The organism is Bordetella tumbae, assembly GCF_965139195.1.
GTDB classification, from domain to species: domain Bacteria; phylum Pseudomonadota; class Gammaproteobacteria; order Burkholderiales; family Burkholderiaceae_B; genus Bordetella_A; species Bordetella_A tumbae.
On record NZ_CBCSJH010000014.1, the window covers coordinates 1 to 20617 of the forward strand.

Annotated in this window: 18 protein-coding genes and 2 pseudogenes; 5 read left to right on the top strand and 15 right to left on the bottom strand. The window is 60.0% G+C overall.

Going from position 1 to position 20617, the window contains the following annotated elements:
* Positions 1-51 precede the first annotated feature (51 nt).
* The 6 genes and pseudogenes from ACNA0J_RS15730 to ACNA0J_RS15755 form a co-directional block, all read right to left on the bottom strand.
* Positions 52-1024 (bottom strand): YXWGXW repeat-containing protein (locus tag ACNA0J_RS15730; protein ID WP_462935926.1); only part of this gene is annotated, 973 nt, incomplete at its 3' end.
* A gap of 21 nt (positions 1025-1045) precedes the next feature.
* Positions 1046-1210 carry a hypothetical protein gene (locus ACNA0J_RS15735; RefSeq protein ID WP_415819817.1) on the bottom strand — a complete coding sequence of 55 codons (165 nt, stop codon included), beginning with the start codon at positions 1208-1210 and terminating at the stop codon, positions 1046-1048.
* Between the two features lie 364 nt (positions 1211-1574).
* The gene (gene hpaI / locus ACNA0J_RS15740) at positions 1575-2384 is read right to left on the bottom strand and encodes a 4-hydroxy-2-oxoheptanedioate aldolase (RefSeq protein WP_415819818.1); all 810 of its coding nucleotides are present in this window, start codon (positions 2382-2384) and stop codon (positions 1575-1577) included.
* A 61-nt stretch (positions 2385-2445) separates the two neighbouring features.
* The coding region (locus tag ACNA0J_RS15745) for a UxaA family hydrolase (protein ID WP_415819819.1) at positions 2446-3853 on the bottom strand (1408 nt) is incomplete at its 5' end.
* A gap of 1 nt (position 3854) precedes the next feature.
* Positions 3855-3969, bottom strand: a pseudogene (locus ACNA0J_RS15750) (hypothetical protein); the annotation flags it as partial.
* 7 nt (positions 3970-3976) lie between these two features.
* Positions 3977-4981, bottom strand: a complete 1005-nt coding sequence (locus ACNA0J_RS15755) for a Bug family tripartite tricarboxylate transporter substrate binding protein (RefSeq protein ID WP_415819820.1) — start codon at positions 4979-4981, stop codon at positions 3977-3979.
* Positions 4982-5171: 190 nt separating this feature from the next.
* On the opposite strand from ACNA0J_RS15755, the gene ACNA0J_RS15760 reads away from it, so the two are divergent.
* Positions 5172-6110, top strand: a complete 939-nt coding sequence (locus ACNA0J_RS15760) for a LysR substrate-binding domain-containing protein (RefSeq protein ID WP_415819821.1) — start codon at positions 5172-5174, stop codon at positions 6108-6110.
* Here the strand turns inward: ACNA0J_RS15760 and ACNA0J_RS15765 are convergent.
* The 6 genes and pseudogenes from ACNA0J_RS15765 to ACNA0J_RS15790 form a co-directional block, all read right to left on the bottom strand.
* Positions 6107-6811, bottom strand: a complete 705-nt coding sequence (locus ACNA0J_RS15765; RefSeq protein WP_415819822.1) for a DUF2894 domain-containing protein — start codon at positions 6809-6811, stop codon at positions 6107-6109. The two genes, ACNA0J_RS15760 and ACNA0J_RS15765, sit on opposite strands and share 4 nt — an antisense overlap.
* A complete protein-coding gene (locus ACNA0J_RS15770; RefSeq protein ID WP_415819823.1) occupies positions 6804-7493 on the bottom strand; it encodes an OmpA family protein in 690 nt (229 codons plus the stop codon). The genes ACNA0J_RS15765 and ACNA0J_RS15770 overlap by 8 nt, the downstream gene beginning before the upstream one ends.
* Positions 7490-11020 carry a DUF802 domain-containing protein gene (locus ACNA0J_RS15775; protein ID WP_415819824.1) on the bottom strand — a complete coding sequence of 1177 codons (3531 nt, stop codon included), beginning with the start codon at positions 11018-11020 and terminating at the stop codon, positions 7490-7492. The genes ACNA0J_RS15770 and ACNA0J_RS15775 overlap by 4 nt, the downstream gene beginning before the upstream one ends.
* A gap of 10 nt (positions 11021-11030) precedes the next feature.
* A partial coding sequence (locus tag ACNA0J_RS15780; RefSeq protein ID WP_415819825.1) for a DUF3348 family protein occupies positions 11031-11429 on the bottom strand: 399 nt, incomplete at its 5' end.
* Between the two features lies 1 nt (position 11430).
* Positions 11431-12296: pseudogene (locus ACNA0J_RS15785) on the bottom strand (DUF3348 domain-containing protein); the annotation flags it as partial.
* A complete protein-coding gene (locus tag ACNA0J_RS15790; protein WP_415819826.1) occupies positions 12205-13116 on the bottom strand; it encodes a LysR family transcriptional regulator in 912 nt (303 codons plus the stop codon). The gene ACNA0J_RS15790 and the pseudogene ACNA0J_RS15785, both read right to left, overlap by 92 nt.
* Positions 13117-13247: 131 nt before the next feature.
* Between ACNA0J_RS15790 and ACNA0J_RS15795 the strand changes: the two genes are divergently transcribed.
* Entirely contained in the window at positions 13248-14345 is a 1098-nt protein-coding gene (locus ACNA0J_RS15795) for a mandelate racemase/muconate lactonizing enzyme family protein (protein WP_415819827.1), read from the top strand.
* Between the two features lie 93 nt (positions 14346-14438).
* Positions 14439-15428 (top strand): Bug family tripartite tricarboxylate transporter substrate binding protein, encoded by a 990-nt coding sequence (locus tag ACNA0J_RS15800; RefSeq protein WP_415819828.1) that lies wholly within the window; start codon positions 14439-14441, stop codon positions 15426-15428.
* Positions 15429-15506: 78 nt separating this feature from the next.
* Here ACNA0J_RS15800 and ACNA0J_RS15805 read toward each other — a convergent pair whose 3' ends face one another.
* Genes ACNA0J_RS15805 through ACNA0J_RS15815 form a run of 3 tightly spaced genes read right to left on the bottom strand, consistent with a single transcriptional unit; the run spans position 15507 to position 18269 of the window.
* Positions 15507-16478, bottom strand: coding sequence for a D-2-hydroxyacid dehydrogenase (locus ACNA0J_RS15805; RefSeq protein WP_415819829.1), 972 nt, complete (start codon positions 16476-16478; stop codon positions 15507-15509).
* Positions 16475-17434 carry a Bug family tripartite tricarboxylate transporter substrate binding protein gene (locus ACNA0J_RS15810; protein ID WP_415819830.1) on the bottom strand — a complete coding sequence of 320 codons (960 nt, stop codon included), beginning with the start codon at positions 17432-17434 and terminating at the stop codon, positions 16475-16477. The genes ACNA0J_RS15805 and ACNA0J_RS15810 overlap by 4 nt, the downstream gene beginning before the upstream one ends.
* 46 nt (positions 17435-17480) lie before the next feature.
* Positions 17481-18269, bottom strand: a complete 789-nt coding sequence (locus ACNA0J_RS15815; protein WP_415819831.1) for a class II aldolase/adducin family protein — start codon at positions 18267-18269, stop codon at positions 17481-17483.
* Between the two features lie 204 nt (positions 18270-18473).
* Here ACNA0J_RS15815 and ACNA0J_RS15820 point away from each other — a divergent pair, with 204 nt between their 5' ends.
* Together ACNA0J_RS15820 and ACNA0J_RS15825 are read left to right on the top strand one after the other, a co-directional pair.
* Positions 18474-19442 (top strand): LysR substrate-binding domain-containing protein, encoded by a 969-nt coding sequence (locus ACNA0J_RS15820; protein WP_415819832.1) that lies wholly within the window; start codon positions 18474-18476, stop codon positions 19440-19442.
* A 103-nt stretch (positions 19443-19545) separates the two neighbouring features.
* A complete protein-coding gene (locus ACNA0J_RS15825) occupies positions 19546-20568 on the top strand; it encodes an aldo/keto reductase (RefSeq protein WP_415819833.1) in 1023 nt (340 codons plus the stop codon).
* Positions 20569-20617: the final 49 nt, after the last annotated feature.

Below are 20617 nucleotides of genomic sequence, written 5' to 3' on the forward strand. Positions count from 1 at the left end.
GCNCTTGCTGCTGCTGTTGNCGGGCTTGCTGCTGNCGTTGCNCTTGNTGCNGCTGTTGACGATCTTGCTGCTGGCGTTGTTCGTTCTGCCGCTGTTGACGATCTTGCTGCTGGCGTTGTTCGTTCTGCCGCTGTTGACGATCTTGTTGCTGGCGTTGCTCTTGCTGCTGCTGGCGAGCTTGTTGTTGGCGCTGATCTTCCTGCCGCTGTTGGCGATCTTGCTGCTGACGCTGCTCTTGAGCACGTCGCCCGTCATCACCACGGTTGGCATTCTGGTTCTGCTGGAAATCGCGCCGGTCGGGTTGCCCGTTCGGCCGGTGGTCATTGTCGCCTCGTCCCGGTTGCCCCGGACGTTGATCGCCGCGTTGTGAATGATCACGGTCTTCATCGCGTCGCTGATTCTGACGGTCGCGCGCCTCGACAGTGCGACGGTGATCGCGGTCGATTTGCCGTTCCCTGTCGCTGGGACGACGCTGAATACCGTCCCTGCCGCCGTGGTAGCTGATACGACGATTGTCTACGTTGTTGACTACGACCTTGCGGTTGTACACGTTCGTGACGCGGTGCACGTCGATATGGTTGACCTCACGGTTGTAGTAGAAGCGATTACTCTTCCAATAGCCGCCGTGGTATCCCGAGCCAATATAGCCAAAGCCATAATTGATGCCGCCGTAATAGCCTACCTGGCGGCCCCAATAACCCGGGTGCCAGCGGTAGACGTTGCCGACAAAACCCCAATAACCCGGCGTCCAGAGTGCGCCGATGAAAGGCGGCATGATCCAGGCGCCAGGCACCCAGTAGTACCCGCCAGGATTAATCGCCCAATAGCCAGGCGTCCAGATATAACCCGGACCGGGGATCATCGGCTGATCGTAGACCGGCAGCGGCGGTGGCGGCGCGTCCCATGCGTTGACGCCGATGCTGATCGAGACATCGGCCGCTGCAGCCGGTAGAGGTGCGGCCAGCGTGACGAGCAGTGAGCCCGATATCAAGACGCCAGCGGATAGTCGTTTTAATGTATTCATGGTGATCTCCCGTGGGGAAAATCAGTATCTATAGTAGCGAGGGCCGGAGTAGTAATACGGTGACGGTCCCGGTTGAGAATAGTAGCCATGACCACCACGATAGTGGCCGTGCCCGCCGTGATGCGGGACCACAATGCATCCTGCCAGCGTGGTGGCGGCGATGAACAATATGGCGAGGGTTCTCATGATGGTAGCTCCTTTAACGTCGTGCCGGTAATGCACAGACGCGCCTATTTAGGCATAGAGCAAGGGGCCGCGTTCGATTCTGTAATCGTTTAGAAATCACTTAATCGTGACGAATGCGCATATTCGTGACGGAGTGTATGCCGCGCGTGACAATCGGCATCGAGTACCTCTGGAGCCAGCGAAGTACTTGCAAGTGCGCGTAAGCGATGTATCTGCGCCGTGACAGGTGCTGAATGGGTATTTTGTCGTCCTGGGAGCGCAGATTTTCGCATCCTTGTACCGTGATCGGCGCAAGGATGCGGGGCGAATCGATAACCCGAATGGAGAGAGAATCGTTTCGAGGCGATTGCCTGAAACGTCAATCTCAATAGGCGGCCGAAGACGAGGCCGGTGCTGCAGCCGCGGTGCCCGGCGCCTGAAACTGTGCGGCCAAGCGCCGCGCGGCACCCGCATAGACCAAGACATCTACACCCGTGGCGACGAAGGTGCATCCCAGCTCCAGGTAGCGCCGCGCCAATGCCGGGTCCGACGTCAGTATGCCGGCCGCCTTGCCGCTGGCGATGATCGTTTTCATTGCCTGCTCGATGGCGGCTTGTACGGCCGGGTTTTCAGGATGCCCGCGAAAACCCATGGACGCGGCCAGATCTGCCGGGCCGATAAATACGCCGTCTACGCCAGGTACGGCGCAGATGCTTTCCAGGTTGCTCAGGGCCGTGACGGTTTCGGCCTGGACGAGCAGGCAGATTTCGTCGTCGGCGACGTCCAGATAGTCGCTGCGCTGTGCCCAGCGGGAGGCGCGTGCAACGGCGCTGCCGACACCGCGTACGCCCTCGGGGGGATAGCGGGTGGCCGAGACGACGGCCTTGGCTTGTTCGGCGGTGTCCACCATGGGCACGAGGATGCTCTTGGCACCTATGTCCAGAGCCTGTTTGATGATGGCAGTTTCTCCCGCTACGACGCGCACGACGGGCTGCGAAGGGTAGGGGGCGATGGATTGCAGTGCCGCCAGGACGCTGCGCAGATCGTTGGGTGCATGTTCGCCATCGATCAACAGCCAGTCAAAGCCCGCCGTGGCCGAGACCTCGGCCAGATAGGGATCAGCCATGGAAAGCCATAGCCCGATTTGTGCTTGACCGGCGGCCAGGGCGGATTTAAAGGGGTTGTCAGCGGACATGGGGAAAGCGCCTATTTTGCGAAAAAAGGAAACGGGACTGCAATAGTCGCAGAGTATCGGCTCAACTCACAATACCTAAATGCCACGGAACGAATTCGTAGCTGCCCAGGCCGAGCATTTCGCTTTTGGTGCGTTCGCCAGAGGCAGCAGCCAGAATGCGTTCGAAAATCCGCTGACCCATGGCGTCGATGTCGAGCTCACCGTCGAGTACGACACCGCAGTTGATGTCCATATCGTCTTGCAGCCGCGAATACATCGCGGTGTTGCTGGCGAGTTTCAATGTGGGTGCAGGCTTGGAGCCGAACATGGAGCCGCGTCCGGTAGTAAAGCAGATCATGTTTGCGCCGCTGGCGATCTGGCCGGTGACTGCCACCGGGTCGTAGCCTGGGGAATCCATAAATACGAAACCCGGCTTGTCGATGGGTTCTGCGTATTCATAGACCGCTTGCAGGGGAGTCGTGCCGCCCTTCATGGCAGAGCCTAGCGATTTTTCAAAGATATTGGCCAGGCCGCCTTGTTGATTGCCGTGTCCGACCACGCCATTGAATTGGGCATTCTGGCCGGCGGTGTACTTTTCCCACCAGGCGAGGCGATCCAGGAGTTTTTGGCCGACTTCGGGCGTGACGGCGCGGCGGGTCAGCATGTATTCGACGCCATGGATCTCGGGCGTTTCCGACAGAATTGCAGTGCCTCCGTGACGTACCAGAATATCCATGGCAGCCCCCAACGCTGGGTTGGCGGTGATGGCGGAGAAGCCATCTGAGCCGCCGCATTCGAGCCCGATTTTGAGGTGGCTCGCCGAGACGGTCTGACGTTGTGCAGCGTTGGCGGCGGGCAGCATTTCCTCGATGGCGCGGATGCCGGCGGCGATGGTGGCGCGCGTGCCGCCGCTGTCTTGCATGACCAGCGTGCGCAGCCGGGTGTCTGATGCGAGGTTTTGCGATTCCACGAGGGAGGAAACCTGATTGCGCTCGCAGCCCAGTCCCACAATGAGCACGCCGGCCAGGTTCGGATGACGGGCATAGCCGGCCAGTGTGCGCCTGAGCACGTCAAAGTGTTCGCTGGGGGATGACATGCCGCAGCCGCTGGTCTGCGCAAACGCCGCCACGCCATCGACGTTCGGAAACGCGGCCAGACGTTCGGCGGTGAAGTGGTTGGCGATATGGTTGATGACGGTGGCGGAACAGTTGACCGAGGCAATAATGCCGATGAAATTACGGGTGCCGACCCGGCCATCCGGGCGCACGTAGCCCTGAAATGTCGCGCGCTCGTGATCGGGCAAAAGCATGACGGGACGCACGTCTTGGCAGAATGCGGGGTCGCGGTCGAAATCCACCAATGCCAGGTTATGGGTGTGCACATGTTCGCCGGCTTCGATATCGCGTGCCGCGACGCCGATGATGGTGTCGTATTTGCGTATGGGCGTGCCGGCAGGAATGCGGCACGCCGCGATTTTGTGTCCGCCGGGGNCCTGCGCGCGCAGGCGCAGGTCCAGTTCGTCAATGGCCATGCCCAGTGCCAAGGTCTGTTTGGCGATCAAGACATTGTCGTTGGCGTGCAATCGTATCAGAGGAAGGTTATTCACTGCGGCATCAACCTTTTTGCAGCAAGGCTTTGAGTTTCAGGCTGTCTATCAATGCGGTCTCCTGTTGGTAGACCTCTGCCACGTAGGCTTTGTAGTCAGGGCCGTCCAGGTACATGACGGGGGCATCGATGCGGCTGGCAACCTGCTTGAACGTGTCGCTTTCGACAGCGGCGCGGAAAGCCTCGCGCAGCTTGCTTTCGACGTCCGGCGGCAGTCCTTTAGGAGCGCCGACACCATTGGGAGCCTCCACGACGACGTCGTAGCCGAGTTCTTTCAAGGTAGGGGTCTGGTTAAAGCGCGGGGTGCGCTCTGCTCCCCACGTCGCCAGCAGGCGTAGTTTTCCCGACTCGACATGCGGAGCCCAGGAACTGGAGTCCGCGAGCAGGTCGACCTGGCCACCGAGCAGATCCTGCAGCGCCGCCGAGCCGCCTTTGTAGGCGATGGGATTGAATTGCACACCGGCCGCCATGGCGAACTGTTCCATGCCGACGTGGGTCGCGCCGCCCACGCCTGCATGTCCGTAGGTGACGCGGCCGGGGTTGGCTTTGGCGTAAGCGACGACCTCTTGCAGGGATTTAAAGGGTGAGCTGGCCAGTACGGCGATGCCGAACGTCTGGCCGGACGTGCGAGCCAGATAGGTCAAGTCGTTGCGAGGGTCCAATTGCAGCATGCCCAGTTGCGAAAACCGGGTGACGGAGATCGGGATTTGGCCGATGGTGTAGCCGTCAGGTTGAGCCTGTGCTAGGGCCGCGGTGCCGATCATGCCTGAGGCGCCTGCGCGGTTCTCGACGACGATGGAGACGCCCAGCTTGCTGGAGGCCACCTGACACAGTGCCCGCATCGATTGATCCGCTGTACCGCCGACGGGCCACGGACAGATGAACGTGATAGGCCGCGAAGGATAGCTGGCGGCACGGGCTGAAAGTGGGGCGAGCAGGCTGGCTACGCCAGCACAGGCTGCGCCTGCCAGTAACCGGCGGCGCTGGTGGTCCAGGGGGAATGCGGGCTTCATTGGGTCGTCTCCTTGGTTTTTATGCGATCGTCAGCCGGTTGTCGTGGTCTGTGTGGCTTGCTGCGATCGAAGGCCATTTTGTGGGAAGTTTTTATAACGATCCAATAAAATGAGCGCATCTTTAGATAACATAATTGTTATGTAAGGACCGTTTCCCTCAGCCGTTCGATTAACAAAGGCTTTTATCGTCATGGCACATTTGGACCGCGTGTTTCGTTCAAATCTGAAGCTTCGTCATCTGCAGTTGGTCGTGGCACTGGATGAGTTTCGCCATCTAGGGCGAACGGCAGAATTCCTGACCGTCAGCCAGCCCGCAGTGTCTCGCATGTTGTCCGAGGTTGAGTCCATGCTGGGCCTGACTTTGTTTGAACGTTCATCGCGCGGGACCGAGCCTACCCTGGCGGGCGAGCCTGTGGTGCGCTTTGCGCGCAGTGTATTGGCGCAATATGAGCGTACGCGTGACGAGATCGATGCAGCTGCCAGCGGCGCGATGGGCAAGACGCGAGTCGGGGCGATGGCGGTGACAGTGCCTGTGTTGTTGACTCAGGCCATTGAACGTCTAAAGGTCAGGTCCCCGCGCGCGACGGTTCTGGTTGAAGAAGGCGATCTGACCCATTTGCTGCCCAAATTGCGTTTGGGGGAATTGGATTTTTTTGTGGGCCGTTTAGAGCCCGGCTATGCTGCCCCAGATTTGTCTACGGAAGTGTTGTACGAGGAACCGATGGTGGCGGTGGGTGCGAGAAAGAGCGCCATCGCGAAAAAGCGGGCGCCAACCTGGGCGGATATCGCGGCCTTGCCCTGTGTCATGCCACCGCCGTGGGCATCACTGCGTGTCAAACTGGAGCAGCAGTTTCATCGGCACGATGTGACTCCGTCGACCGATTTGATCGAGACATCCTCGTATTTGACGGCACTGGCATGTGTCGGCCAGCGAGGCGCCGTAGGCTTTCTGGCACAGTATGCAGCGCAGTATTTTGAGCAGCAAGGCTTGTGCAGGATCTTGAATATTGCGCTGGAGGTATCGGTGCCGCCGGTGGGGGTGATGACCTTGCGTGAGGCGCAACTCTCTGCGAGCAGCCGGCAGTTGTTGGAATATTTGCGCGAGGTGGCGCAGTCGCTGAAGGCTTAGCTATCTGCCTTGGGAGTTTTTTTCTTGGCGGTTTTTGCAGGGCTTTTGGTGCTTTTCGCCGCTTTGCCCGCACCGCGCTTGGTTTCTTTCGCCGGCGGCTCGCTGCTCATTTGCAGTTGCTCCACCCAGGCCAGCGTATCCAGGTAGCTCAGGAATTGGTGCAAATAACCCGGCGAGACATCGCGCATGTACGCCAGGGCGCGGTGCACCAGATGATTTGAGTTCAGCGGTCCGGCGTTTTCGTGGACTTGCTCTTCGGACTGGCGTACTTGTCGATTCGCGCTGACGCGAGACCACGTCGAACGGAACTCGTCGAGTACTGGAAGCTCCGGATAGCGTTCGCGCAGATTGCCGACGCTAGTGGCAAACGTGCGAGTGTGGTCGGCGGGTGTCAGTGCCGCGAGGTGAGCGAGCAGGCCGGTGAGCGCGCCGTCGCGAGAGGTTGCTGCGCTGGCGGCAGGGGCGGAGGCGGTTGCCGTGGCGCCGGTATTGGCCGCTTTTTCTATGCGTGCGCCATATTGCTGGAGCAATTGCGCCAGCCTCGCGTGCAGTACGCGCTGTGTGTTCTCGTCAGCCAGGCCTGCTGCTCGATTCGCCATGGTCTGGATGAGCTGAAAACGCACTGGGTCCAGACGATCGGCGCCCTGTTCGCGCCAAGCGTCCAGGGTTTGTTGAATGTCGGCAGGCTGGGCGTTACTCACTGGTTGCGGCCCCCGCGTTGGCGGATTTTGGAATCGGCGCGATTTCCACGCGTCGATTGTTGGCGCGGCCTGCTTCGTCTGTGTTGGCAGCGACTGGGCGTTGTTCGCCGAAGGCAGCGGCAAACACGATCTCTGGCGAGATACCGTCATTGATCAGGGCGCGGGTTACAGTCAATGCACGTTGCGCGGAGAGTTCCCAGTTATCGGCAAAGCGTCGATTGTTCTCGTGGATAGGCTGGTCGTCGGTAAAACCGCTCACCATCAAGACCTCGTCGTGCTCTTTCAGATAGGCAGACAGCGGAGCGATCAGGCTTTGCAGGACCTTGCGGCCTTCGGGTTGCAGTTGGTCGGAATTCAGCGCAAACAGCACGCTGCCACTGATACCGATGCGGCCATCTATCAACGTGACCTGGCCCGCGGCCAAGGGGACGGCCAATGCGTGTTCCAGGGCTTCGCGGCGCTGCGTTTCCACCTCGCGCTGCTGGACTTCGGTTTCCAGTTTGCTGGACAGATCCAGTCGCTTTTTGACCTCGGTCTCAAGCTTGGTGGAAAGCTCCAGCTGCATGCCGATGACGCCGACCAGGATCAGCACAAACGCGCCCAGCAGCACCGACATCAAGTCGCCGAATACCGCCCACGCAGGAGCGGAGGGCTCTACGCCCGCGTCGATGTCGTCTTTCATGCCGAGGTTTCGCTATTGGCTGCGGTCTGTTGGGCCGCAAGCAGTTGCAGGTCTTCGATGATCTGTTTCTGCGACATGACGCTCAGATCCACGACTTCGCGAGCCTGTGCGACGTAATAGGCCAACTGCTCGTCGCTGCGCGCCATGGATTTGTCCAGGGCGGCTTCGATGCGTTCCAGGTGTTCGACCAGTTTGTCGTTGGACTGGCTGAAAAGCTGCACCGCGGTGCCAAAGGCTTCGCCCAGGCTGGCGACTTCGACGGCGCTGCCGGTGATGGTTGCGGCAGCGTCGGTCAGTTTGACGGTTTCTGTCTGGGCGGTGTCGGTGAATTGTGATCCGACGCGTTCCAGCAGCTCGGACGAGCTGGAGATGAGCGAATCCACAGCGTCGCGTTGCTGCGTCGAGGCATGATTCACAGCATCCAGCAGGGTGCTGAGGGTTTCCATCAGACGGTTGCGTTCGTCGAGCAATTCGTTGTCGCGGGCCATGCCATCGGACAGTTTTTGACGCAGCTCGGAGATCACCGAGGCGGCGGCGCGAGGAGCCTCGGCGGCCGTTTGCACCAACTGGGCGACTTCGGCAATCGTGTCGCGCGCCTGGGTTTGCGTGTGGGACGACAGTTCCTGTGCGGTTTGGATCAGCGTGTCGCAGATTTCCTGCTGACGGCTGGTCGTCTGGGCGCTGACCTGCTCCCATTCCTGGCGCAGCGCGTAGGCGGTGTTTTCCAGAGACACATTCAACGAGGATGCAATATCGTCGAACGAGTTGTGCAGGGTGGACGCGGTGTTTTCCAGCGTGACGGTCAGGGTGGAGGTCGTGCCTGTCAGCGAGGCGTTCAAGGACGCCGCGGTGTCTTCCATTGAGGCGTTCAGCGCGGTGGAGGTCTTTTCCAGCGAGTCATTCAGCGCAGTCGCGGTGGTCTGCAGCGAGGTGCTCAGTGTGCTGGCTGTGCTTTCCAACGAGGTATTCCAGGTCGATGCGATGTGATCGAGCGTGGCTTTCCAGTTGTCCAGACGTTGTTGGTCCTGAGCAATCAGCTGGGTCTGCAGATCGGCGTGCGATTGGCGCAGTTCCGCGATGACGTCGGCTGCAGCCTTGGGTGCCTCGGAGACGATGTGCAGCAGCTGGGACACTTCGGTAATGGTGTCGCGAGCATGGGCTTGCGTTTGCGAGGTCAGTTCCTGGGCGGTCTGGGCCAGCGTTTCGCGGATGGCTTGCTGGTGCTCGGCGGCCTGCGAACTGGTTTGCGCCCATTCCTGGCGGAGTGCCGACGCGGTGTCTTTGAGCGAGGTGTCCAGCGAGGTGGTGATGCCTTCGATGGACGAGTGCAGTGACTTGGCGGTGTCGCTCAGCGTGGCATTCAGCGTGGAGGCCGTATTTTCGAGGGTGTTGCAGATCAGTTGCTGACGGTCTGCTGTATGCGAGCTTGCCTGCTCCCATTCCTGGCGCAGGGTCGCGACGGTGTCTTTCAACGAGGTGTCCAATGAGGACGACAGACTCTCGAAGGACGTATGCAATGTGGATGCCGTGTCCGCCATCGACGTATGCAGTGCGCCTGCCGTGGTTTCCAGCGAGGTATTCCAGTTTGAGGCGATGTGATCGAGCGAGGCTTTCCAGTTGTCCAGGCGTTGTTGGTCCTGGGAGATCAGTTGGGCCTGCAGGTCGGCGTGAGATTGGCGCAGCTCGGCGATGACGCTGGCCGCTGCCTTGGGGGCTTCGGAAACGGTGTGCAGCAGCTGGGACACTTCGGTAATGGTGTCGCGAGCATGAGCCTGCGTTTGCGCGGTCAGTTCCTGAGCAGTTTGAGCCAGGGTATCGCAGATGAGCTGCTGGCGTTCGGTGGCGTGTGCGCTCGCTTGTTCCCATTCCTGGCGCAGGGTCGAGGTCGCGTCCTTCATTGACGTGCCCAGCGTGGATCCGATGTGATCGAGCGAGGCTTTCCAATTGTCCAGGCGTTGCTGGTCCTGGGCAATCAGTTGGGCCTGCAGGTCGGCGTGCGATTGGCGCAGCTCGGCGATGACGCTGGCTGCTGCCTTGGGGGCTTCGGAAACGGTATGCAGCAGCTGGGACACTTCGGTAATGGTGTCGCGAGCATGAGCCTGAGTTTGCGCGGTCAGTTCCTGGGCAGTGTGGGCCAGGGTGTCGCAGATGGCCTGTTGGCGTTCCACGGCGTGAGCGCTGGCTTGTTGCCATTCCTGGCGCATCGCCGAGGCGGTGTCTTGCAGTGAGGTATCCAGCGACGATGCGATCCCTGCGATCGACGTTTGCAGGGTGGACGCGGTATTTTCCAGCGACGCGTTCAAACCGGAGGCGACCTGGTCGAACGAGGCTTTCCAGGTATCCAGGCGTTGTTGATCGTGCGCGGCCAGTTTGTTTTGCAGCGCTGCATGGGACTGGTCCACGCTGCGCAGCAATGCCGAGGCGTGCTGTTCCAAACTGGCGGTGGCGGCTGTCAGCGCGCGTTGGTTGTCGTCGGCCAGTTTGGTGTTGGCCTGTTGCTGCTGTGACAGGGCTTGATTCCAGATGTCAGCAACAGATGAGGTGGTGGCTTCGAAACGGCCGGACAGGTTGTCCAACTGTTGGCGAACGGCAATGGCGAGGGTGTCCTGCCAGGCGCTGGTTTCACGTGCCAAGCCCGCCAGTGTGGTTTGCACGGCAGGCTGGATGGCTTCGCCGGCCATGCGGGCGCTATCGATGACGCTTTGCTTGAGCGATTGTTCGATGGACGAGGCCAGGCCGGTGTAGGCGGTCTCGGTCTTGCCGTAAAAGGCGTCCTGGCTGGCGGCCAGGCGGTCATGCAAGGCTTGGCTCTGCTTTTCCATGGACGTCATCATGGCTTGCAGGCGTTCGACCAGCAGAGGCATGGCCTCGGCTTGCTGCTGCATCAGTTTGTAGGTCTGTTCGCCATGATGGTTCTGGGAATAGGGCCGCAACGTGGTCGCGATCATGACGTCCAGTTGTTGCGCAGCCTGAATGCGCGAGCGCCGGCAGATCGTGGCCAGCAAACCTAATGCTGCAGAGGTCGCTACGCCGGCGACCGAGGTGCCGAACGCGAAACCCAGGCCCTGGACAGGGGCGGCGAGAGAGGCGCGGATCGCTTGCAGATCGACGGCGCTCTCGAGGGCGACGCCCGTGCCGCGCAAGGTGGCGACCATTCCCAGGAAAGTCCCGAGCATCCCGAGCAGCACCAGCATTCCCACCAGATAGGGAGTCAGTGTGGGGCCGGGCAGGGCGACTCGTTGGCCCTCGATGCGCAAGCGGGTCGCGCCGCGCAGGCTCGGGTGCAACTGGCTAAGCCAGCCATCCAGGCTCGACGGCGCCACGGTCAGGCTGCTGACGGCACGAGACAGCGTGTCTGTGGTCCGTTGATAACGCTGGAGTTCTATGACCCCGGTCAGATAGACGAGACCAATCAGGAAAATGATGGCTAATGCCAGCAGGTTGGTGCCTATGTAACCGGCACCGATCCAGCCTACAACGGCCAGACCGGCCAGGAAAACGACGAGAGAGATGATTGTTCGGGTCATAGGGGTTCGGTCAACTGGCGCGCAGAGCGGCTAGCAAGCCTTCGATCGGTTGTAAACGGATGTCCAGTTCGGCCAGCAACACGCTGCGCATGTCTTTGCGAAACGTGGAGAGCCACAAGGGCACGACGGGCGCGGCCGGTTTATTGGCGCGGTTCGCTGTGTAGCGGGTATTGGCCAGGGGAACGGCGCGCGTCGTGGGCTGGACAGGGGGAGAGGTCGTCGCGGCGGCTTCGGCAGTCGTGGCCGGTGCTGCCGCAAAGCGAGATGATGCAGTATTTTTTGCTGCAGAGGCCTGCGAGGCTGATGTCTGCGGCACGGATTCGCCGGCGGACTGAGCCCCTTCGATAGGGGAGGAGGCGGCGGAGTCTGCCTGGGCGTCATTATTTATTGCGTCGGCGGCCGGGCCAGCNGGCGCGGCCGTTGCCGCCTCGGCGGCTTTCGCCGCGCGCTCTTGGGCTTCTTTTTCGGCTTTCTGAGCGGCTTGGCGCAGGCGTTTGAAGTGCTTTTCCAGCAGGGTGGGCACGGTAGCCAAGAGCCGGCGTTCCTGCAGGCTCAATGAGCGTTCCAGGATAGCGTCCACCATGGCCAGCCGAGCCCGGTCAGGCGTTTGCGCGGCGAGAACGGCTCGCAGGCTGCCGCGTAATTTGGCAATGTTGGTTTCCATCGCCTGCTGGATGGTCTGATAGCGTTTCCGGTAAATCGTGTATTCGAGCAGCGCCTCGTCGGGCGAGACAGGGGCGGCTCGTGGCGCACCGCGTTGAGTCGGCACAAACACGTCCGCCGTATACGCCTTTTCGTCGGCGATGGCGTAGGTCAGCGCTGCGCGCATGCGATCGTATTCCCGCATTTCGGCGCTATCGAGCGACTTTGGATTGGCGGTCACCGCCAACGGACCGCCCTCTAACACAGTAGAAAGGGCGATCGCGTCCGTCCAGCCTAACCAGAGGCTGAGTCGATCTGAGAGCGGTTGGCGGGATTCGGAAACGTCAGCGTCCGTCAGCCGGGCAAGCAGACGGATAAGCGTGGGGCCGCTGACACCTCGCCGGGGTACTTGCACCATACGGCCAGAGTCAAAATCCGGCAGTTTACAGGGTGTGAGGCGGATGGGCACGCGTTGCGGCCTATTTGCACGGTTTTGCCCCCTAAAATCGGTAAAAGTGAACAAATTATGGGCAATCGTGTCGTCAGGCTGGCAGCAATGATTCAGGCTGGCCTGCCGCCTGCGACTGCAGGCACTGCTGCAGGCATCGTGCGGCATCGCTGAGCGCACGGTCATGAGCCCATACCAGGGCCAACACCGGATCGGAAAGTGTCAGGAGGTGGCGGGCCAGCAATCCCTGACGCTGCGCATAGCGCGCCCCCTGGCTTTCGACGATGGCAATACCCAATCCTTCGGCAGCGAGGGCGCAGGCGGCGGACGACTGAGCGACTTCGATCGTGGGCTGAAAGGCCAGGCCGCGCCCCTCGGTGGCCTGCCGGGTAGCGCGACCGGCGGGCACGGCCGCTGCTAGCGCGATGGGGGAGGCTGCCGCGACTTTCTCCAGCGTCAGGTCGGGCAATTCAGCCCAAGGGTGGTCGGCGCGCATGACGGCATACAAGCTCAACGGGCTGAGTTGCTGGCTGGCTACGCGCGTCTGATCGGCAGGGGAGCCAATAATGATGCCCAGATCGATCCGATGGTCTACGGCCATTTCGATGATTTCCAGCGCTGTGCCTGCCCGCACCGTGACGGCGATCGAAGGATGGCGCTCACGCATGCTGGCCAGTGCTGCGGGCAGCAGGCTGGAGGCGGCGATAGCCACAGCGCCCACCGCCAAGCGTGCCTGAGCGCCCTGGCGGATGTCTCCCGCCAGCCGGTCGACTGCTTCGATCCCGGCCAGCGCGTTCAAGACTTCAGGTATCAACGTGCGCCCCTGGCTCGTGAGCTGCAGCCGGCGGTTTTCACGGCTAAAGAGCGCAAAGCCGAGACGGATTTCCAGATCGCGCAGCAGGGCGCTGGCTGCAGGCTGCGTCATGTGAGCAGCAGCGGCTGCGGCAGTCACCGTGCCGTGTTGGTACATAGCGCGCAACAAGGTCAGTTCGCGACGGTTTAGCATATGAAATTTGTATGAAATCAGCCAATTTATCTATTTGACCATATGGTAGGCGAGCCAACACAATCCTGCTCATCCTGTTTTGTGAGATGAGCTGCCCGCAAGACCCGCGGTGCTCAGCCCGAGCCGAATCAATGAGCGCTAATACGATTGTGTCTGTCGACTGCATCCCGATGCGGCTGCCTTTTTTTCACTGGAGTCCTCCCCCTTTGTTTGCGGGGCGTCCGCGCGACAAGTTGGACAGCGCACTGGTTCGTGTCCAGACCCAGGACGGTACAGTCGCTTGGGGCGAGTCCTATTGTGTAGAGCCGCGTGCGCTGCAGGCGGTATTCGAGACATTGATTGCGCCGCTGGCATGCGGCAAAGATGCCGCGGACCAGACCCTGTTGCCGCTGATGCAGCGCACGCTGCATAACCTGGGGCGATCGGGGCCTGTCGTGCATGCCCTGGCAGGCCTGGATATTGCGTTATGGGATTTACGCGCCAAGCGCGAGGGCGTTCCTCTCTATGCGCTGCTGGGCGGCAAGCGCCGGGATCGCGTTCGCGCTTACGCGTCTTTGTTGCAGTACTACGGCGATGCGCAACGTTTGCACGAAGTCGTGACGCGCGCTCTGGACGAAGGCTATACCGAAATCAAATTGCATGAGCGCACGGCTGATGCCTTGGGGGCGGCACGAGGCGCAGCAGGCCCGCAGGTTCCCATCATGGTCGATACCAACTGTGCATGGCTGCCAGCCGAAGCCCCTGCCGCCATCGCTGCGATGATGCCGTATGCCCCGTTCTGGATCGAGGAGCCCTTGTGGCCGCCGGAGGACGACCAGGCGTTGATGCAGTTAGGGCGTCAATGTGCGGTGCCTTTGGCCGTGGGGGAAAACGCCAGCAGTGTGTATGCGCTGACGCGTTTGATCGAGCAAGAGGCGGTGGAGTACGTACAACCCAGCGTAATCAAACTGGGCTTCACCGCAGCATGGGGGCTGGCGCAGCAATGCCAGGGAACGTCGGTACGGTGCGCGCCGCAGGTGGCGTTTTTTGGCCCGGGATATTTGGCGAGCTTGCATCTGATCGCCGCGCAACAGGACGAGGTGTCGTTGGAGCGCTTGTACGTAGAGCTCGCGCACGTGCCTTACGGCGAAACGGTGCCGATCAAGGACGGATGGGTCGTTGTGCCCGGTGCGCCGGGGTTGGGAGCAGATCCGGAGCAGGCGCTGGCGCAAGGACAGTATCGGCAATAGACAGCTTGATCGGAACCCGGCGGTGTAGTGCGCAAAACGTGGATGCTCAGTATCGGCGCAGCCCCGTAGATCAATGAAAAGACAGGAGACACCATGAACACATCACGCAGAACATTCATAGCCGGCAGTGCCGCGTTTGCTTTCGGTTCAATGGCAGCGGCATGGGGGCGGCCCGCTTTTGCCGCAGACTATCCCACGGAACCCGTGCGCTTGATCATTCCCTATCCTCCTGGGGCGGCCACGGATACCTTGGGACGGATGGCGGGCCAGACCTATACCCAGACGCTGGGGCAATCGTTCATCGTGGAAAATCGCGGCGGCGGTACGACGATCGGTACGCGCACGCTGGCGACATCCAAGCCGGATGGTTACACGATAGGGATGGTGGATTCGTCCTTCACGATCAATCCGGGATTGTTGGGAGATCGATTGCCTTATGACACGCAGAAAGATTTTGCACCGATTTCGTTGATGGCCACGGCCCCGTTTGTTCTGGTGGTGCATCCCTCTGTGCCTGTTAAAGACTTGGCAGGGTTTATCCGTTTGGCGAAATCCAAGCCGGGCAGCTTGTCGTACGGATCGGCAGGTGTGGGCAGTGGTCCGCACTTGGCTGGGGAGCAATTGCGGCAAGAGGCCAATATTGAAATTTTGCATGTGCCGTATCGCGGTGGCGGTACTGTCTTTACCGATTTACTGGGCGGGCAGATTCAGTTTGCGTTTGCGACCGTGCCGAGCTTGCGTGACCATATTTTGGCGGGGCGCTTGCGGGCATTGGCAGTGACCAGTGATCAACGTTCAACGCAATTGCCTGACGTGCCCACCTTTACGGAGGCCGGACTGCCAGGCGTGAATCTCTCACCCTTGTTCGGCCTGGTTGCGCCGGCGGGAGTACCTGTCGCCGTGATCGACAAATTATCGTCGACGGTCGCAACCTCGATACAGTCCGGCAGTATGCATAAGCAATTGACCGATATGGGCTTTAATCCAGTCGGCAGCTCGCCTGCGGAATTTGCTCAGCGTATCAACACAGAGATCACCAAGTGGCGCGAGTTGATAAAGCGCGGCGGTATTACCGTAGAGTAATCATGGCAGTGCGCCGTCAGTGTTATCTGTACGGCGCACCGTTTTCAACCGTATGACGCGAATCGGCATCGCGTCACGTCAAAGGGTGCCTTGTATCCACCGTTGCAGATTGTCAATGAATATCTGCCGCACCCGGGCAGGATTGCCATCAGAAAAGCCCGCGCTGTGCGGCGAGGCAATGACATTCTGCAAATCCCATATCGGCGATTCGGCAGGCAGCGGCTCGTGGTAGAACACATCCAGAAAGGCCCCAGCGAGCTGGTTGTTCTGTAGAGCCTGAATGAGCGCGGGCTCATCGACCACATGGCCGCGCGCCACATTAATGAGGCAAGCATGCGCGGGCAACATCGCAAGCAGCTCCGCGCTGATGAGGCCACGCGTGGTGTCCGTTAACGGACAGGCCAGAATCAGCCAGGACGTCTCGGGCAGAATGTCACGCAGGCCGTCATAGCGTACGGTGTGCAGGCCGGGGCCGGCCGGCTCGCTCCCGTGTCTGGCGACAGAAACGGTTAATCCCAGCACTTGCAGTAACTGCGCGATACGCTGTCCGATACCGCCCCACCCGACGACGACAGCGCGCTGTCCTTGCAGATCGCGGGGAGTCCGGTCTTTGCCCATCAACGGTTCCCAGGCGTGACGTTGCTGAGCTCGCATCAGTTGCGGCAGTTTTCGGGCTAGCGCCAGCACACCTGTCAGCGCAGTTTGTGCCACGACCGCATCTGATGCGCCGTGCGATGCGGTGACACGGACGCCGCGTTGCTGTTGTTCCTGATAAAAGTCGCGATCCACACCTGCAGAATGCACGTGCATCCATTGCAGATTAGAGGCGGCGCGTACGGCGGTGTAGAAATGCTCGGTCTCGGGCATGATCTCGAATTTGGTCGAGCGCCCCGTGATATCCCGTGAGATAAAGGCAGCCTCGGCGAGGGCTGCCCGTTCCTCGCCGGGATGGCACAACGTTATCGTCTGGCCCAGCGCCGCAATACCTGCAGCGAGGGCTGAGGCTTCCTGTTCCGAGCACAGGACATGCAATGGATGCTTCTGGCTCATTGCGCTTTGGTATCCAGTTTCTCGACGATTTTCTTCCACTTTTCGTATTCGATATGGGTGAATTTTCCGAAGTCTTCCGGCGTGCCGCCTACCGCGATCGCACCTTCATTCAGCATGTCGGCCTTTAGTGTCGGCAACGCGTCGTTCACACCTTTGTTGATGGTGGCGATGACGTCCGCAGGGGTATCCTTGGGTGCAAAGAAACCAAACCATGATCCTGAGTCAAAATCCTTGAAGCCTTTTTCGGCGACGGTGGGTACGTCCGGCAGCGACGCCAGGCGTTGTTGCGTACTGACGGCTAACGCACGTAGCTTGCCTGCGCGTATCTGGCCCATGACAGAAGGTGCGGTCGCGAACATGAAATCCAGTCGACCGGACATGAGATCGTTGAGCGCATCGGCACCTTTATAAGGTACGTGCGTAGCATCCTGTGCATCGATGTGTTGCATCAACAAATGGCTAGACAGGTGTGACGAGGTGCCTACGCCTGTCGATCCATAGTTCAACCCTTTCTTGGATTTGGCATACTTCAAAAAATCTTCGAAAGTCTTGACCGGCAGATTGGGCGGCACGACCAGCACGTTCGGGACGGTAGCAATCTGTACGATGGGAACCAGATCGGTCAAGGGATCATAGTCGAGCTTCATCAACGACGGGTTGACCGCGATCGGCCCCACCGAGTCCACGATGAGCGTATAGCCATCGGGATCAGAGCGCACCACATACTCCGTGCCGATATTACCGCCCGCGCCGGGGCGATTTTCGACGATGAACGATTGCTTCAGTGCTTGCCCAAGTTTCTCGCTGGTGCTGCGAGTGAGTTTGTCCGTGGTTCCTCCGGCAGTGAATGCTACGACCACCTTGACGGGTCGTTCCGGATAGGCAGCTTGCGCGGGCAGTCCCGTGAACAGGGCCAGCATGCCCGCAGCCAACATGGAAATACAGCTTGCTTTCATCGTAGTCTCCTTCTCTTTATCGTTATCGTGCGCGCACTATGACGCGTCAGTCCCGGTAGCTGTTGTCCAGACGATCCAGCTTGCGCAGCAATGCGGGCCATTCCATGACGCCGTAGGGGCGCCGTGTGCCTGGTTGGTAGTTATTCCAGGTTTCCTCTAATACTTCAGGCGAAACCGCCTGCAAGGGTTGTTGCGCAGCCTGTGCAGCCAACTGCGCGCGGCATGCGAGTTCCAGTCGATGCATCCAGTTAAAGGCTTCGCCGACCGTGCGGCCCACCGTGAGGGCACCGTGATTACGCAGAATCAAGGCCTCTCCGTTGCCCAAGTCCTCGATCAGCGAGGCTTGTTCTTTGGTATCCAGCACCACACCCTGATAATCGTGATAGCCGATTTTCAGGAATCGCATTGCCGTTTGCGTGAGCGGAAGCAGCCCGCACGCGAGAGACGAGACGGCCATCGAGGCCCAGCTATGTGTGTGAATGACGCAGTCCACTTCGTGACGCGCCCCATGGATGGCGCTGTGGATGACATAGCCGGCTTTGTTGATGCCGTAGTTCAAATCACCAAAATCCGGTTTGGACAGAATATTGCCGGCCAGGTCGACCTTGATGAGGCTGGAGGCAGTGATTTCCTCGTACATCATGCCGTACGGATTGATGAGGAAAGCGCCGTCTTCATCCGGTACGCGGGCGGAAATATGGTTCGCCATCATATCGGCCATGCCGTAGAGCTCGACCAGACGGTAACAGGCGGCCAGATCGACGCGGGCTTTCCATTCCGCTTCGCTGCAGTGGGATTTCATCGACGGGATATGGATTCGACCTGTATGAGACATGTGCTTCTCGTGGTTGACGGGTTGTCGTGCATTCATTCCTGAGCGGCTAATAATGTGGCCGGACACAGATGGATGCTGAGTATCCAGAGAGTCTGACGGGTTCTGCCGACCCACGCATTAGGTTGGTGCAAAGAGGGCTTCGGTTTTTTCGAACACGCTATACTGGTTGAATCGGTTGATCGGTCCCTCATTTCCAGGTTTCTCATGGAACTCAGACAATTGCGTTCTTTCGTTCGGGTGGTGGAACTCAACAGCATGGGACGCGCCGCGGTGGAACTGGGTTTGGCGACTTCTACGCTGAGCCAGCAGATCAGCATGCTGGAAAGCGAGTTGTGCACGCGTTTATTGCAGCGCAGGCCGACGGGGGTTTATCCGACCGATGCCGGATTGGATTTCTGGCACCAGGCGCAAGTCATTCTTAAACAGGTCGATATCGCGGCGTCTGTGGCACAGAAAGGCAGGCTGTCCGGCCAAGTGACCGTCGGGATGACCGGGTCCACTGCGACCATGTTGGCCTTGCCCTTTGTGCAAGCGATGCGCGAGAGTTATCCCACAGTCAATGTGCGCCTGATCGAAGGCCTGACCAGCAATCTGCAGGTGATGCTTAACTCGAGGCAGCTCGATCTCGCTGTCGTTTTTGGAGGGATCGAAGCAAAACGCTGGAGCGTCATCCCGTTGGCCGAAGAGCGCCTGTTCATTATCGGCAGGCCCAATCTGGCAGGATGGCCCGCCTGTAGTAACGCTGACGGGATCAGGCTCAGCGCCATCGAGCGGCTGCCCCTCATCCTGCCGGGCCCCGGGCATGCTTTGCGTTCGCTGGTCGATGAGGGTTTTCGGACTGACGGTGCGACGCCGAATGTGATTCTCGAAATCGACGGCGCCCATACCTTGATGAGGGCAGTGCGGGCAGGGGTGGGCGCTAGCGTCCAGCCAGGTTCGTTGTTGTCGAGCCAGGCTGGTTTTCCTTCTTTTGGTTATGGCAAGGACGATGACCTGTCTGTCATTCCCGTCGCAGGCAGCCGTATGGCGCGTAAATGTTTTTTGGTCAGCCTGTCTGATGATGAGCTGTCACCCGCCGGACTCGCAGCGCGCGTGATGTTGACCCGCATGGCGAGAACGTTCGCAGAGCAGGGGATATGGCTGGGGGCGACCACCAGCATCTGTTCGCCCTAAAAGGCAGCTCGCCCAGACCCTAGGCATTGAAAGGTTGCCGCAGTACGCTGTCGCTTATAGATCGTCTGTGTGTTTTTCAATTTCTTCAGCAAGGAAATCTCGAATGAAATACCGTCGTCTCGGTACCAGCAATTTGCGTGTTTCCCCGTTGTGCCTGGGAACTATGATGTTTGGCGAGCAAACGCCCTTTGACGAGGCGCAGCGTATTGTGGCCTCGGCTCGTGAGGCGGGGATCAATTTCATTGATACTGCCGACGTCTATAACGGCGGACGATCGGAAGAGGTTGTCGGCAAGTTGCTGAGCGGACAGCGCCATGACTGGATCCTGGCTACCAAAATGGGGAATGCCGTCGCCAAAGCCCCGAACCGGTCGCATTATTCCCGTCAGTGGGTTGTACAAAGCGTGGACTCGAGCCTGGCTCGTCTAGCCACTGACTATATTGATATTTTGTACATGCACCGCGATTTCCACGAGGAAAACCTCGAAGAGGCAATCCGCGCGTTGGGTGATTTGATTCGCGCCGGGAAACTGCGCAGTTTTGGCCTGTCGAATTTCCGCGGCTGGCGGATCGCCGAAGTCGTTCGTTTGTGCCGCGAGCTCGGTGTGCCTCAGCCAGTGGTGTGCCAGCCCTACTACAACATGTTGAACCGGGGCCCGGAAGTCGAGATTTTGCCAGCCTGCGGCCATTATGGGTTGGGCGTGGTTCCATACAGCCCCATCGCCCGCGGCGTGTTGACGGGCAAATATGCGCCGGGTCAACAGCCCGCAGCGGATACCCGCGCCGGCCGTGGGGACAAGCGCATCATGGACACCGAGTTTCGCGAGGAGTCGCTGAAAATCGCGGCTGAATTGACAGCCTATGCCGAAGGGCGAGGCGTCAAACCAGGTCAACTGGCCACGGCATGGGTGTTGGCCAATCCCTTGATTTCCGCCGTCATCGCCGGCCCGCGTACGCTGGCCCAGATGCAGGATTACTACGCCGCCGTGGATCTGGAGATCACGCCTGAGGAGGAATCCATGGTCAATGCATGGGTGACACCTGGCCATGCCTCGACACCGGGTTATAGCGATCCCAGCTACCCGTTCTACGGCAGGCCCGTCGCCGTCGCGGACAAGGCGGCGTAGGCGTCACTGAACGAGATGTGCACGGCACCTCATGTAGAGGTAACCTGAA

Bases quoted from the DNA above. Each gene is read 5' to 3' on its own strand.
- ACNA0J_RS15735 (WP_415819817.1), bottom strand. From the start codon at position 1,210: ATGAGAACCCTCGCCATATTGTTCATCGCCGCCACCACGCTGGCAGGA.
- hpaI (WP_415819818.1), bottom strand. From the start codon at position 2,384: ATGTCCGCTGACAACCCCTTTAAATCCGCCCTGGCCGCCGGTCAAGCA.
- ACNA0J_RS15755 (WP_415819820.1), bottom strand. From the start codon at position 4,981: ATGAAGCCCGCATTCCCCCTGGACCACCAGCGCCGCCGGTTACTGGCA.
- ACNA0J_RS15760 (WP_415819821.1), top strand. From the start codon at position 5,172: ATGGCACATTTGGACCGCGTGTTTCGTTCAAATCTGAAGCTTCGTCAT.
- ACNA0J_RS15770 (WP_415819823.1), bottom strand. From the start codon at position 7,493: ATGAAAGACGACATCGACGCGGGCGTAGAGCCCTCCGCTCCTGCGTGG.
- ACNA0J_RS15775 (WP_415819824.1), bottom strand. From the start codon at position 11,020: ATGACCCGAACAATCATCTCTCTCGTCGTTTTCCTGGCCGGTCTGGCC.
- ACNA0J_RS15790 (WP_415819826.1), bottom strand. From the start codon at position 13,116: ATGCTAAACCGTCGCGAACTGACCTTGTTGCGCGCTATGTACCAACAC.
- ACNA0J_RS15795 (WP_415819827.1), top strand. From the start codon at position 13,248: ATGAGCGCTAATACGATTGTGTCTGTCGACTGCATCCCGATGCGGCTG.
- ACNA0J_RS15800 (WP_415819828.1), top strand. From the start codon at position 14,439: ATGAACACATCACGCAGAACATTCATAGCCGGCAGTGCCGCGTTTGCT.
- ACNA0J_RS15805 (WP_415819829.1), bottom strand. From the start codon at position 16,478: ATGAGCCAGAAGCATCCATTGCATGTCCTGTGCTCGGAACAGGAAGCC.
- ACNA0J_RS15810 (WP_415819830.1), bottom strand. From the start codon at position 17,434: ATGAAAGCAAGCTGTATTTCCATGTTGGCTGCGGGCATGCTGGCCCTG.
- ACNA0J_RS15815 (WP_415819831.1), bottom strand. From the start codon at position 18,269: ATGTCTCATACAGGTCGAATCCATATCCCGTCGATGAAATCCCACTGC.
- ACNA0J_RS15820 (WP_415819832.1), top strand. From the start codon at position 18,474: ATGGAACTCAGACAATTGCGTTCTTTCGTTCGGGTGGTGGAACTCAAC.
- ACNA0J_RS15825 (WP_415819833.1), top strand. From the start codon at position 19,546: ATGAAATACCGTCGTCTCGGTACCAGCAATTTGCGTGTTTCCCCGTTG.